This is a genomic window from Fulvimarina thalattae (assembly GCF_040239565.1).
Classification (GTDB): domain Bacteria; phylum Pseudomonadota; class Alphaproteobacteria; order Rhizobiales; family Rhizobiaceae; genus Fulvimarina.
In genome coordinates, this window is record NZ_JBEHWS010000034.1 from 1 (window position 1) to 12,947 (window position 12,947).

The window sequence follows — 12,947 nt, forward strand, 5'->3', positions numbered from 1 at the left end:
TCGCATCGCCGACATGCCGCAAAGCAGGCTCGAAGAGCTGCTGCCGTGGAACTGGTCGCCAGCACCTCTACCAGTGCATCGAGCAGCCGCGTAGCTGCGCTGCGGCCTACGCCGGATGCTTACGTATATTCGAAATCCTTGAAGTTCCAGTCGCCGCCATCCTCCCAGTGAATAGTCGCGCCACCGTTGTCTTCGCAGGAGCCGTCGATCCGCATACGTGACTCCCAGGCGCCATCGTCGGAATCATAGGAGATAACGGTGGTATTCCTGCCGCTCCGATTGCCGCGATAGGTCAGGTCTTCGTAGACCACCATTTCGTAGCCGAAGCTTGCATAATCGCCGACAGTGATCGTGCGAGTCTGGTTCAGATTCGGAGTGACGACCTTCGAAGCCCTTCCGTATCGGTCCAACGTATAGTCGTAAGACAGGATCAGTTCGCGAACGGTCTTTTTGCCGCTCGCGTCCCGCGTGAAGAAATAGATGTCCTTGTCGTAAGCCCCTTCGATATTGATCGGCTTGAAGGTCGCGGACACCACTTTGAGTTCGGTCATGGGCGAAACCGTCGCAGCGGCATGAAAGTTGACGGTGTCCATGCCCACAATCTGGAGAAAGATCACGGGCCTTTCGCCATCGACCGTACCGGTTACGCCGCCATCTTCCGCAATCGCGAAGTTGAGGTTGGCATAGGGAATACCCCGCGCATTGTTGGCAAAAATCGCTTCCGCAACGGACCGATCGAAATTGCCGTCGTCTCCGAAACCACCAAGGGTCGCAATGTCGAGCGCATTCTGCAGCGACTTTTTGTCGGAAAGCGCCTGACCATAAGTCAGTGCACCGCCGGTCGTGATGAGCAGGGCGGGCAGCAGTAGCGCAAAGATGATACCGAAATTGCCGGATCGATCGGACACAAAGCGTCGAAGTCTCATTAAAGTGACCCCATCGGGATTGCCGCACACGGCGAAAGAGCCATAAGCGTCGGTTTGGTAGTGGTCGCAATTTCGTATCAGCGAGATATCATCAGCGTCTTAATGCGGCATTCTGCAGCAAGCGCCGACACCAAAAGGGTAAAGAAGTTCTTATCGTAGAGCACACTTTCTCGCAGCGGATCGAACCAATCCGACGACGATAGGAAAGCTCCCGAGAGGCGGGCGAGCCTATCCCGTCAACCACGCTTCGGTTAGAACACCTCATGGCCGACGAGCACCTCGATATCGAACTGAAACGCCAGGCGATCGCCCTCCTGACCTCCTATTCGGAGGCCGGGATTGATGCGTTTCTGAATGATCATCCTCGTGACCGCTTCGCCGAGACGCGGGAGGAAATTGAACGACGGTCCGGTAGCGCGAAGCGAAAAGACGACGATGCACGCAGCCAATCGAAACCGGCGCATGCTTCGGGCATGCAAGCGTCCACAGCCACCGTCGAACCGACCCGCGACGCTCGTTTGGACGAAGCAAAGGTAAGCTTTCCGGCGCCATCGCTTCCGGTCTCCGGCGATGCCGCAGTGGCCGATGCACGCGAGCGTGCCCGATCGGCCGCGAGCCTCGCCGAACTCGAGGCGGCGCTGCTTTCTTTCGAAGGCTGCGCGCTCCGAGTCACCGCGAAGTCCTGCGTTTTCGGCAATGGGCGCGAGGACGCCGATCTGATGCTTGTCGGCGAGGCTCCCGGCCGCGACGAGGATTTGGCAGGGCAACCCTTTGTCGGGCGATCGGGTCAACTCCTCGATCGAATGCTTCAGGCGATCGGGCTCGCTCGGGAGGATGTGCGCGTTACCAACACCGTGCCTTGGCGCCCGCCCGGTAATCGTCAGCCCACACCGGTCGAGACCGCGATGTGCCTGCCCTTTCTCCAGCGGCACATCGAGCTCGTGCGGCCAAAGATTCTGGTCAGCCTCGGAAATCCCGCTTCCATTGCTCTTCTCGATGCTCGAGAGGGCATTTTGCGCCTGCGCGGCAAATGGAAGAGCTATACGATGAGCCTCGCCGAGGACGGACAAATACCGGCGATGGCGATGCTCCATCCGGCCTATCTCCTCAGAAACCCTGCACAAAAGCGCCTTGCCTGGCGCGATCTCCTGACCTTGCAGGCCAAGCTGAAAGAACTCACGATTTCGTGATAATCGAGCGAGCTGAACGGCTGAAGCCGAGAAAACGCCTTCTTCCTTGAGTGTTTCTCGCACCAACGAAAAGTTCGTGACACATGATGTGATTAACCCGATCGGTCTGTCGCCCTTTTGACTCTCGTCAGCGTCAAATTTCATCGGTATGCCCGCTCTCGCCGGACTGGGGACTTTAAATCCGGCGAGATGCGAGGCAAAGATGCAGTTCACCCGGCAAATCGTTCCGATCGCCGCCCTGCTGGTATCGACGTTCTTCCTGATGGCTGGCGCCGGCATGCAGGGAATCCTGCTTCCCGTGCGCGGCGCGATCGAAGGCTGGTCGAGCTACGAGATCGGTTTGCTCGGCACGAGCTATGCGATCGCTTTCACCGCCGCCTGCGTCATCATGCCGATCGTCGTGCGCAGCGCAGGTCACGTGCGGACCTTCTCCTCGCTCTCGGCGCTTCTCGCCATCGCGATCCTGTTGTGCGCGGTGGTCGTCGATTCGGTCGCCTGGATCATATTCCGCGCCATGGGCGGCCTTGCGCTTGCCGGCTGCTACATGATCATCGAGAGCTGGCTGAACGAGCGCGTCACCAATGAAACGCGCGGCGCGATCTTCTCGATCTATATGGTCGTGACCATGAGCGCGATGATGGCCGGCCAATACATCATGCCTCTGACCGATCCGGCGATCGCGACATCCTTCATGGTCTGCGCGATCCTGTTCTGTCTCGGTGTCATGCCGACCGCACTTTCGAGAGCGCCGTCACCGGCGCCGCTTTCCAATGTCACGATCGACATGAAGCTCCTGTTCCGGAATTCGCCGGTGGGCGCCGTCGGCGTTCTGCTCGCCGGCGTCATGGCGGGAGCATGGAACAACATGGCACCGGTTTTCGGCCAGCAGATCGGACTGTCGACCACTGAGATCGCGTCACTCACCGTCGTTGCGATGGCCGGTGGCATTGTATTCCAGATTCCACTTGGCCGGATATCCGACAAGGTCGACCGACGCTATGTGATGCTCGCCGTCGGCGCCATCGGCATTTTCATTGCCGCTGCCGGCGCGCAGCTTGGAGCCGCCGGTTCATCGCTCCTCCTTGCCGGTGCCTTCGTGATCGGCGGCGTCGTCTATCCGTCCTATTCGCTGGCCGTCGCCCATTCGAACGACCACGCGGACGCAAACGACTTCATCAAGATCTCGAGCGGCCTGCTCATCCTCTACGGCGTCGGAACCATGATCGGTCCGCTCTACGCCGCCTATCTGATGGAGCTCTTCGGCCCGATCGGCATATTCCAGTCCATCGGTTCGGCGGCAGCGATCTACGCGGCTTACGCCTTCTACCGCACCTTCCGCCGTGGAGCACGGCCGGTCGACGAGCGCAGCGACTTCCAGACCATCCCGCTCGCCCGGACCCAGACGCCGGTCTCCTTCACCCTCGACCCGCGCTACGACACGGGCGAAGAAGAGGAGGACGGGACCGAACAGACCAACTACGACGAAGCGATCGCCCTCAAATAGGCGGTCGCTCCGGGACCCGGTTTTTTCTGCTCAGACGATCCCGATCGTGCCGAGGATGATCGCGATGATCGTCGCGACGACTGGTATGCAGACGGCGACGACGAAGATGTCCGCATAGGACTGGCGATGCGTCAGGCCGCAGATGCCAAGCAGCGTAATCACCGCGCCATTGTGCGGCAGGGCATCGAAACCGCCAGATGCGAGCGTCGTGATCCTGTGCATCAGCTGCTCGGAGATGCCGGCTGTCTCGGCGATCTCTGCAAAGCGGTCGCCGAGCGCCTCCAGCGCGATCGACATGCCGCCCGACGCCGATCCGGTGATGCCGGCGAGGACGTTCGTCGCGACGGCCACGTTGATCAGCGGATTGTCGGTAAGGCCGAGCACCGCGTCGCGCACGACGAAGAAAGCCGGCAGCGAGGCGATGATCGCACCGTAGCCGACCTCGGAGGCGGTGTTGAACACCGGCAGGAGCGATCCGAACGTCCCCTTGTTCACCGAAGTCATGAGATCGGTGAGCCGCTTGAAGTTCAGCGCGATGAGAAGCAGGATCGAGAGCACCAGCGCTGCGATGATCGCCCAGATGCCGCGCACGTCGCCGATCTCGACATTGCCGAATTCTTCGGTCCCGAGATAGCTCGTATCCATCGCCGGGATCACGACGTAGGTGAAGAGCGCGTTCAGAACGATGACGGCGATCGCCGGTGCCATCGCCACCCAGAAGGATGGCGGCTCGCCTTCGATCTCAGCCGATTCGCCGATCGCCGACTCCTCGTGTTCTCCATAACCTTCATTTCGGCCAGCCGCCCGTCTTGCGCGGAAGTTGAGCCAGGCGATGCCGCCGATCATCATCACGAGACCGGCGACGATGCCGACGATGGGTGCGGCAAAGGGCGTCGTGCCGAAGTACGGCATCGGGATCGCGTTCTGGATCGCCGGTGTTCCGGGAAATGCCGTCATCGTGAAGGTGAACGAGCCGAGGGCGATCGCCGCCGGGATCAGCCGCTTCGGCAGGTCGCCGCGCCGGAACATTGCGGCGGCGATCGGATAGACCGCAAAGGCGACGACGAAGAGCGAGACGCCGCCATAGGTGAGAATACCGCAGGACAACACAATTGCGGCGATGGCATTGCTCGGCCCGAGCTTTTCCACGATCGTTTCCGCGATCGACTTCGCCGATCCTGAATCTGCCATCAGCTTGCCGAAGATCGCACCCAGCAGGAACAGCGGAAAATACTTGATGACGTAGTCGCCGAGCGCCGTCATGAAAATCTGCGTATAGGTGCCGAGCAGCGTGAACTCGCCGTTGAGGATGAGGGCGAGAAGCGCAAGCAGCGGTGCAAGGATCAGCACCGTGATCCCGCGATAGGCGAGATACATCAGAAGGCCGAGCGACAGGACGATGCCGATGAGACCCATGGGGTTAGGCTCCAGTTTCGGTAGAAAGGTTCGCGACTGGCGGACCGCTTTTTCCGCTAACGAACTAGCGCTGCCGCAACCGCAGAAAACGGCAGGGGTGCTAAATCGGCGGGCAATAGCATTCAATGCCCTCAGCATAATCAGACGAAGAGTGGCTGCATGAGCTCTTTGAATGGCGGTGTGCAGGGGTTGAAAACCCACATTCTCCTCGTCGGGGCGGGCCATTCGAACGTCCACGTGCTCGAAGCTTTAGGCAAAAACCCGGAACCTGCGGTCCGCCTTACGCTCGTGACGCCGCATCGCCGCACGCCCTATTCCGGGTCGTTGCCGGGCTACTTGGCGGGCTTCTATACCATCGAGGAAATGACGATCGATGCAGCGGGTCTTGCCGGTTTCGCCGGAGCCGACCTCCATCTCGACCGCGTGGTCGCGATCGATCCGGAGGCACGGATCGCGACGCTCGGGAACGGCGCGACGTTCGAATATGACCTCCTTGCTCTCGATATCGGCTCTCAGCCTGGCATGGGACAGGCCGAGGCAGGCATTCCGGTCAAGCCGATCGACCGTTTTACCGAGACCGTCGACGAAGTTCTCACCCAGGCGAAATCCGGGAGCGGCCCCTTTCGCCTCGCCGTCGTCGGCACTGGCGCTGCCGGCGTCGAACTGATCTTCGCCTTCGCCGCACGCCTGCCCGCCGAGATGGGAGACCGGCCCTTCGAACTGACGCTGGTCGGCGAGAAGGATGAGATCCTTACCGATCGTTCGCCCAGAACGCGCGAGCGGATGCGGCAAAAGCTCGAGGAAAAGCGGATCTCGACCGTTCTCGGAACGCCCGTTCAACGAACTGAAGAAGGCCGCATCATCCTGGCGCACGGACAGGAGATAAAAGCCGATGCAATCGTCTGGGCAACGACGAGCACGGCGCAGGACTGGCTACAGAAAACGGGCCTCGCACTCGATTCTTCGGGCTTCGTAAAGGTCGACGAGACACTCCGCAGCGTTTCCCATCCTTCCATCTTCGCGGCCGGCGATATCGCGTCCCTGCCCGATCCGCGGCCGAAGGCCGGCGTCTTTGCGGTGCGCGAGGGCCCGGTGCTGGCGGAAAATCTCCGCCGCGCCGCCCTCGGCGAAAAGCTCCGCCCCTATCATCCCCAAAAAGACTGGCTGAACCTTCTCTCCACAGCGGACGGCAGGGCGGTTGCGGACAAATGGGGTCTCTCGCTCGAAGGCCGCTGGGTCTGGCGGTGGAAGGACTGGAACGACAGCCGCTTCGTGAAGCGGTTCAACAAATTGGCACGAAAACGTTAGCTTGGCCGGGCTCCGGTGCATGTCGATTCAATCTTGGTCACGGCTTGCCAAACCGCTCTTCCCTCGCCAAACCTCCGCCCATGCGCCCCTCGGTTCTCGATCCCTTGTTCGCCTCCGTGACGACCCTCGACGGGGTCGGACCGAAGGTCGCCGAACTGTTGCAGACGCTGCTGGTTCGGCCGGGCCAGACACTGCGCGTGCGCGATCTCCTCTTCCATCTGCCGAGCGGGCTGATCGATCGACGGCGGCGTGAAGAGGTTCTCTCGGCTGGCCAAGGCGCGATCGTCACGCTGACCGTCCGGATCGACCGGCACCAGCCGCCTGGCCGCGCGCAGTCGAACGCGCCCTATCGCGTCTTTGCGCAGGACGAGACCGGCGAGATCGCCCTCACCTATTTCCGCGCTAAAGCCGCATGGCTCGAGAACCTGCTCCCCGTCGGCGAGACGATGCTCGTCTCCGGTAAGGTCGAATGGTTCAACGGCCGCGCCCAGATGGTGCATCCCGATTTCGTCGCCCCGCTCGCCGAGGCCGAGACGCTTTCGCTGGTCGAGCCGATCTATCCGCTGACGGCAGGTCTCTCAGGGAAAGTGCTGCGGCGGGCGATCGCTCAGGCGCTGGAGAAGACCCCGGATATTCCCGAATGGATCGAACCGGGCGTCCTGAAGCGCCAGACCTTTCCGAGCCTGAAGGACGCGCTGAGCCGCCTGCACGACCCATCCGACGCGATCGATCTCGATCCGGCCTCACCCGCTTTCCGCCTGCTCGCATATGACGAATTCCTCGCCAATCAACTCGCGCTCGCTCTCTCACGGCAGAAGATGCGCGGCAGCTCAGGCCGCCCGCTCACCGGCGATGGCAACCTCCTCGCCAAGCTCAAACACGCCCTCCCCTTCGAGCTCACTGAAGCGCAGGTGAGCGCCGTTGGCGACATCCTCGCCGACATGGAGCGCCCGGAGCGGATGCTGCGGCTTCTTCAGGGCGATGTGGGGGCCGGCAAGACCGTCGTCGCGCTGATGGCGATGGCCCGCGCTGCCGAAGCCGGCGTCCAGTCCGTCCTCCTCGCGCCGACGGAAATCCTCGCTCGCCAGCATGCGAGCGTTCTCTCAAAGCTCTGCGAAGCCGCCGGAATCAGCCTCGAGCTCCTGACCGGGCGCGACACCGGCAAGAACCGCGCGGCCAAGCTCAGCCGTATCGAGAGCGGCGATACCCGCATCATCGTCGGCACCCACGCGCTCTTTCAGGAGAGCGTCAACTACCACGATCTCGGCCTTGTCGTGGTCGACGAGCAGCACCGCTTCGGCGTCCACCAGCGTCTTCAGCTCTCGGCCAAGGGCAAGCGGCCCGACCTTGTGGTGATGACCGCGACGCCCATCCCCCGAACGCTGGTCCTCGCCGCCTTCGGCGACATGGATGTCTCGCGGCTTTCCGGAAAACCGGCTGGCCGCAAGCCGATCGCAACCGTCGCCCTTTCCGACGAGCGCCTGCCTGACATCGTCAAGCGCATCGGCTCGGCGATCGAGGGCGGCGACCGGGTCTACTGGGTCTGCCCGCTGGTGGAGGAAAGCGAGAAGAGCGACCTGACGGCCGCCGAAGAACGCGCCGAGGTGCTGCGCCAGTTCTTCGGGGCGCAGGTCGGGCTCGTCCACGGACGGATGAAGGGCGAGGAGAAGGACGCGGCGATGGCCGCTTTCAAGGAGGGCCGCACGAAGATCATCGTCGCGACGACGGTAATCGAGGTCGGCGTCGACGTGCCAGATGCTTCGATCATCGTCATCGAACACGCCGAACGCTTCGGCCTCTCCCAGCTCCACCAGCTGCGCGGCCGCGTGGGGCGCGGCGAGAAGGCCTCCTCCTGCGTCCTCCTCTATCGCCCGCCGCTGGGCGAGACGGCATCTGCCCGCCTCAACATCATGCGCGAGACCGAAGACGGCTTCCGCATCGCCGAGGAAGACCTGAAACTGCGCGGCGAAGGCGATCTCCTCGGTACCCAGCAGTCCGGCATGCCCTTCTTCCGCCTCGCCCGCCTCGAACACCACGCCGACCTCATGGAAGTCGCCCGCGATGACGCCCGCCTGATCCTCGCGACGGACCCTGACCTGAAATCAGAACGCGGCGAGGCGCTGAGGACGCTGCTCTATCTGTTCGGCAAGGACGAGGCGGTCAGGCTCTTGCGGTCTGGGTGAGAGCACACCCCTATGATGGCCCGCTTTTGACCCAAATCGGACCACCCAACCATCTTGTGGCGACCTAGTAAGCGGACATAAACAGCCTGACAGCGCTGGAACGCCTGTCAAAGCTGCTGGAGGTTGGAATGCCAGAAATTACCGACGCCGAGGTCGCAAAACATTGGGACGGCAACGCCGACCAGTGGACGCACGACGTGCGGAGCGGCTTCGACGTTTACCGCGATTGGTTCACTTTCCCGGCTTTCATCGAGGCTATGCCTCCGATCGACGGGCTCGAAATCGTGGATTTTGGTTGCGGCGAAGGCACGAACACACGCGCTTTTGCCAAGCGCGGAGCGCGAGTGACCGGCATAGATCTCTCGCTGCGTATGATCGAACATGCTCGTCAAAGTGAGGCTGACGATCCCTTGGGGATCGAATACCGCACGAGTTCGTACAGCGGCCATTGCGGGCTACCGGACGCTTCCTTCGATGCTGTCCTTTCGACAATGGCGCTCATGGACGGGCCCGATTTATCCGGCGCCATGCAGGAGGCCTTTCGTCTCCTCCGCCCCGGTGGGTTCATTCATTTCAGCGTCCTCCATCCCTGCTTCATCACGCCAGGTCTTGGCTGGGAACGAGATGCGGAAGGTCAAGCGATTGGCCTTCGCGTGGCACGTTATTTCGACCGCTCGGCATTCACGGAGCGGTGGCGCTTCGGCGATCGGCCACAGGACGAGGACGTCGTTCCATTCGCCGTGCCGCGCTTTCCTCGGACGATGGGCGACTACCTGAACGCCCTTGCTGCCGCCGGCTTCACGCTAACAGCGCTACACGAACCGCCCCCGTCCGAGGCGGCGTGCGCAGACGTGCCTAGGTTCGCCAGATGGCGTGATTTCGCAGCCTTCGTTCTCATCGTGACTGCCAAACGGCCTGTAATGTAAGGAACGACCGCTTTCGCCTTAAGCTCTCTCTACAGCAGCCATTACACTACCCGCCCTTCGAGCGGGTAGCTTCCGACCCTTATGAGGCGTTCACGGTTCTGCTGGCCATTGCTGAAAGCTGCTACCAGTATGTCATTCAGTTTTTACCGCCATTGCGACAAAGGTTTAGAATTGTCGAGACGCGTCTTCGCGATCGGGTGCATTCAAGCGGCCGCTTGGTTCGGCTTCATGGGGGAGATGTAAATGGCCAGAGACACTGCGCCGGCCAGTGCCGAGATGCTCGCGGCATTGCGGCCGGGAATGCCGGCCCTTCGCGTCGAGGATGCAATGGGCAGCGATTGGCGGGCACCAGCGTCGCACAAGGGAGGCGTAGTCGATGTCCTGGAGAATACCCACGGCATCGTCGTCAGGCTTGACCGGGATGGCCTGGTCGGTTCGATCACTTATGACTGGCGCTTCACTGACGCCTCCGTCGCGGGCGTGAAAATGGGCATGGCCTTGCTAGAAGCCGAAGCCGAATTCCCGGACCTCGAAGTCGGTGCGGACATGCCCATGATGCGGGGCGTGCGGATGGGCAAGCTCACGCTTCCAGACGGCGCGATCATGCGTGTGAAGTTCACGCTCGAGAGCGTGAACGAGATATCGATGAGCAACCCGGAAGCCGAATTCACGGAGCCGACGGCGCCGCCTTACCCGGAACCGACAGGCGAGAAAGGCGCGCCCTTTGCCGACTCCAACTTCAAGCTCGTGGTCCTGTCATCGCTCCTCGACGCGAAAGCAATCGACCTCGGGAGGCCCGAAGATCTTGCCGCTCATGTGATGGAGCGGCCCGTCGACATTGAGGAGGAAGGATACGATCCGATCGACGAGGTTAGCGACTATCTCGCCCGCTACCCATTGTCAGCCGGTCTATTGGACCAGGTGGAGTCCATCGTTTTCGCCGGCGGCAACGAGATCTATCGCTACCCTTATTACTTCTGGGATGGTGAAGACGACATGTTCGACGTCTCCGACCTCGATGGAATCGAGCATTGCCGCAATCTCAGGAGCCTTATGGCGACTTCAATGATCGACAAGCTGGATATCCGGCAACTCGCATCGCTTTCGAAGCTCGAATACGTCTCCATCTCAACCGCTTTCAACAATCTCGGTGCCCTGTCGGAATTGTCGGGCCTGAAACGGCTGCGACTGCTCGGCGACGAGGTGTATGCGCAGGCTATGACTCCCGAGCATCCGACGGGCATCCTGCTGCAACAACTGAAGACGCGCGGTGTTGCGGTCTACGTCAGCCCTATGAGCTGGCATGGAGAGCGGCCTTCCCCGTACCAATGAGGCACCTCCAAGGCCTCGGGCCACCGTCCGTCTTTTCGTAGGACCGCACTGATCGGCAATGGAAACACCAAACAAATCTGGGGTTTAGTGTGAAGTCGAAAGTTTCACGACTGCACTGCACGTCCTGGGACGGGCCCGTCCCTTCAACCGGCCCATCGTACTTCATGACGAAGGGCCAGAAGCGGAGGAGGTCTGGCAGACGCTTGTTTTTCCCCACAGATCGAATTCACACGACCCATGTGTTCCGGCGCCTTTCGGGTAGCGGCTTTCGGCCGTGCTGAGACGAAAATGGCCACATTCTCTTTGCTCCGAAGCGGACGTTTCTGTCGGATCGGATTATGCGGGTCGAGGCAGCAAGGGACGTCAGGGACGGCTGGGCAACGAAGCCTATCTCTCGGCGGCATCGCCGTCTTCCAGCTTTAGCCGCAGAGCGGTAATGACCCTGCGTGTCGCCTCGATATCCTCCGGCTGAAGACCTTCGGAGAGACCGTTCACCCACGGCACTTGCAGCCGCATGGCGTCCTCGTAAGCCTGAATTCCTTTATCGGTCAGGACGACGAGCTGCGCCCGGCGATGGCGGGGGTTCGCCTGAAACTCGACCAGTCCGTCCCTCTCCAAGTCGTTGACGATGCGCTGAACATTCTGCCGGTTCGCGCCCATGTCGCGGGCAATCCATGCAACCGGTTGGGCACGCCCGGCTGCGACCATCGTGCCAAGGATCTGCCATCGGGCGCTTGTGAGGCCAAGGCTCGCCACAAGCCTGTCACCTGTCGTGAGCAGGCAGCTACTGAGCTTCAACATCTCGAAAATCGCGTCGCTCAGGGCTGATCCGGCTGGGGTACGCTTCGGCTTTTCCATTCGTCATCTTCACCCTATTGACATCATGATGTCAATTTCAGTATGTCTCTCTCGCTCATTGACATCATAGTACCATGTTGAAGCGAGGCTGCCCTGATCAAGATCTTGCATCCGATTGCCGGAGGGATCGCCCTTTTGACGATCGCCTCCTTCTGGTTGGCGACCGTCCTCGGTGAGCTGTTCGGCTCAACCCAGACGGTCATTGCCGTCAAGACGACGATCCCTTGGGGCTTCATGCTCCTTATGCCGGCGCTCGCGGCAACCGGAGGCACGGGCTTCAATTTGTCGGGGAGGCGACGGCCCAGGCTGATCACCACGAAGATCCGGCGCACCGTTGTGAGTGCGGCCAACGGTCTCATAGTCCTCTTGCCTTCAGCACTATTCCTGGCCTGCAAGGCGTGGCTCGGAGAGTTCGACGCCTCTTTCGACGCGGTACAGGCGCTCGAATTGTGCTCCGGTGCCGTCAATATCACGCTGCTCGGCCTCAATATGCGCGACGGCTTCAAAATGAAGGGCCGTTTCCGGCACCATGCCAATGCGCACCAGACCATCACCAGAGGAGCTTAACATGGTGAAATTCGCAGAGATGGACCCGACCGTGTCGCTAGCCTCCCAAATGGCAGATGAGGGCGGTCATGTGATCCTGATCAACACATTCACTGTCCCGCCAGAAGACGTCGACAATCTGCTTGAGGCGTGGACGAACGACGCCGCTGTGATGAAACGGCAGCCCGGTTTCATCTCCACTCAGCTTCACCGGGGCATCGCAGGCAGCGGCACGTTCCTGAACTATGCCGTTTGGCAGTCCACCTCCCACTTTCGCGCGGCCTTCAACAATCCGGACTTTCAGGCGCAGCTCGGCGCTTATCCGGATAGCGCGACAGCGAGCCCGCACCTGTTCCGCAAAGTTGAAGTGCACGGCATCTGCGTGACCTGACCTTGGAGGTCCATAGGTCGCGATTATGCACGGGGACCACAGGTGATTCCACGACGGTCATTTGATGCGGAAGGCAGGTTCGTACGTCAGACAGCTTGAAAATCGGGTTTTCGGCTTTCGACCCGTTGCGGAACTTCGGGCCCGGCCCGGCGAATGCCTGCTTCGGGGCCGTGTGCGGACTGTCTGATGACAATGTGCCCAACGGCGAAAGCGGACATCCAAACATCTCGCCATGCTGTCCGAACTCCATCTGTGGACGCCCCCTCGGACGCAAGCGGTTTTTGTTGGGTTGGCACGATGTCGGATGCTGCCATCTGTCCGGCCTCTTGATGCAGCCATTCGGCTGCGGGCCCGTATGGGAGTTCGC

Annotated in this window: 11 protein-coding genes; 8 read left to right on the forward strand and 3 right to left on the reverse strand. The window is 61.3% G+C overall.

Annotated elements, in window-relative coordinates; all coding sequences use genetic code 11:
* Window positions 1-119: 119 nt before the first annotated feature.
* The gene (locus ABRA89_RS19660) at window positions 120-908 is read right to left on the reverse strand and encodes a TadE/TadG family type IV pilus assembly protein (RefSeq protein ID WP_349943205.1); all 789 of its coding nucleotides are present in this window, start codon (window positions 906-908) and stop codon (window positions 120-122) included.
* A 281-nt stretch (window positions 909-1,189) separates the two neighbouring features.
* Here ABRA89_RS19660 and ABRA89_RS19665 point away from each other — a divergent pair, with 281 nt between their 5' ends.
* Entirely contained in the window at window positions 1,190-2,116 is a 927-nt protein-coding gene (locus ABRA89_RS19665; RefSeq protein ID WP_349943206.1) for a uracil-DNA glycosylase, read from the forward strand.
* 202 nt (window positions 2,117-2,318) lie between these two features.
* Entirely contained in the window at window positions 2,319-3,620 is a 1,302-nt protein-coding gene (locus tag ABRA89_RS19670) for an MFS transporter (protein WP_349943207.1), read from the forward strand.
* A 30-nt stretch (window positions 3,621-3,650) separates the two neighbouring features.
* Here the strand turns inward: ABRA89_RS19670 and ABRA89_RS19675 are convergent, their stop codons facing one another.
* A complete protein-coding gene (locus ABRA89_RS19675; protein ID WP_349943208.1) occupies window positions 3,651-5,036 on the reverse strand; it encodes a GntP family permease in 1,386 nt (461 codons plus the stop codon).
* A 159-nt stretch (window positions 5,037-5,195) separates the two neighbouring features.
* Between ABRA89_RS19675 and ABRA89_RS19680 the strand changes: the two genes are divergently transcribed.
* The 4 genes from ABRA89_RS19680 (at window position 5,196) to ABRA89_RS19695 (ending at window position 10,785) form a co-directional block, all read left to right on the forward strand.
* A complete protein-coding gene (locus tag ABRA89_RS19680) occupies window positions 5,196-6,344 on the forward strand; it encodes an FAD-dependent oxidoreductase (protein ID WP_349943209.1) in 1,149 nt (382 codons plus the stop codon).
* An 80-nt stretch (window positions 6,345-6,424) separates the two neighbouring features.
* The gene (recG, locus tag ABRA89_RS19685) at window positions 6,425-8,527 is read left to right on the forward strand and encodes an ATP-dependent DNA helicase RecG (protein ID WP_349943210.1); all 2,103 of its coding nucleotides are present in this window, start codon (window positions 6,425-6,427) and stop codon (window positions 8,525-8,527) included.
* Between the two features lie 128 nt (window positions 8,528-8,655).
* Complete coding sequence (locus tag ABRA89_RS19690) at window positions 8,656-9,453, forward strand: class I SAM-dependent methyltransferase (RefSeq protein WP_349943212.1); 798 nt, start codon at window positions 8,656-8,658, stop codon at window positions 9,451-9,453.
* A gap of 243 nt (window positions 9,454-9,696) precedes the next feature.
* A complete protein-coding gene (locus ABRA89_RS19695; protein WP_349943214.1) occupies window positions 9,697-10,785 on the forward strand; it encodes a DUF7256 domain-containing protein in 1,089 nt (362 codons plus the stop codon).
* A gap of 387 nt (window positions 10,786-11,172) precedes the next feature.
* Here ABRA89_RS19695 and ABRA89_RS19700 read toward each other — a convergent pair whose 3' ends face one another.
* Window positions 11,173-11,643 carry a MarR family winged helix-turn-helix transcriptional regulator gene (locus ABRA89_RS19700; RefSeq protein WP_349943215.1) on the reverse strand — a complete coding sequence of 157 codons (471 nt, stop codon included), beginning with the start codon at window positions 11,641-11,643 and terminating at the stop codon, window positions 11,173-11,175.
* Between the two features lie 135 nt (window positions 11,644-11,778).
* On the opposite strand from ABRA89_RS19700, the gene ABRA89_RS19705 reads away from it, so the two are divergent.
* Complete coding sequence (locus ABRA89_RS19705; RefSeq protein WP_349943217.1) at window positions 11,779-12,210, forward strand: hypothetical protein; 432 nt, start codon at window positions 11,779-11,781, stop codon at window positions 12,208-12,210.
* Between the two features lies 1 nt (window position 12,211).
* Complete coding sequence (locus ABRA89_RS19710) at window positions 12,212-12,580, forward strand: antibiotic biosynthesis monooxygenase family protein (RefSeq protein WP_349943219.1); 369 nt, start codon at window positions 12,212-12,214, stop codon at window positions 12,578-12,580.
* Window positions 12,581-12,947 lie beyond the last annotated feature (367 nt).

Bases quoted from the DNA above. Each gene is read 5' to 3' on its own strand.
- ABRA89_RS19665 (WP_349943206.1), top strand. From the start codon at position 1,190: ATGGCCGACGAGCACCTCGATATCGAACTGAAACGCCAGGCGATCGCC.
- ABRA89_RS19670 (WP_349943207.1), top strand. From the start codon at position 2,319: ATGCAGTTCACCCGGCAAATCGTTCCGATCGCCGCCCTGCTGGTATCG.
- ABRA89_RS19675 (WP_349943208.1), bottom strand. From the start codon at position 5,036: ATGGGTCTCATCGGCATCGTCCTGTCGCTCGGCCTTCTGATGTATCTC.
- ABRA89_RS19680 (WP_349943209.1), top strand. From the start codon at position 5,196: ATGAGCTCTTTGAATGGCGGTGTGCAGGGGTTGAAAACCCACATTCTC.
- recG (WP_349943210.1), top strand. From the start codon at position 6,425: ATGCGCCCCTCGGTTCTCGATCCCTTGTTCGCCTCCGTGACGACCCTC.
- ABRA89_RS19690 (WP_349943212.1), top strand. From the start codon at position 8,656: ATGCCAGAAATTACCGACGCCGAGGTCGCAAAACATTGGGACGGCAAC.
- ABRA89_RS19695 (WP_349943214.1), top strand. From the start codon at position 9,697: ATGGCCAGAGACACTGCGCCGGCCAGTGCCGAGATGCTCGCGGCATTG.
- ABRA89_RS19700 (WP_349943215.1), bottom strand. From the start codon at position 11,643: ATGGAAAAGCCGAAGCGTACCCCAGCCGGATCAGCCCTGAGCGACGCG.
- ABRA89_RS19710 (WP_349943219.1), top strand. From the start codon at position 12,212: ATGGTGAAATTCGCAGAGATGGACCCGACCGTGTCGCTAGCCTCCCAA.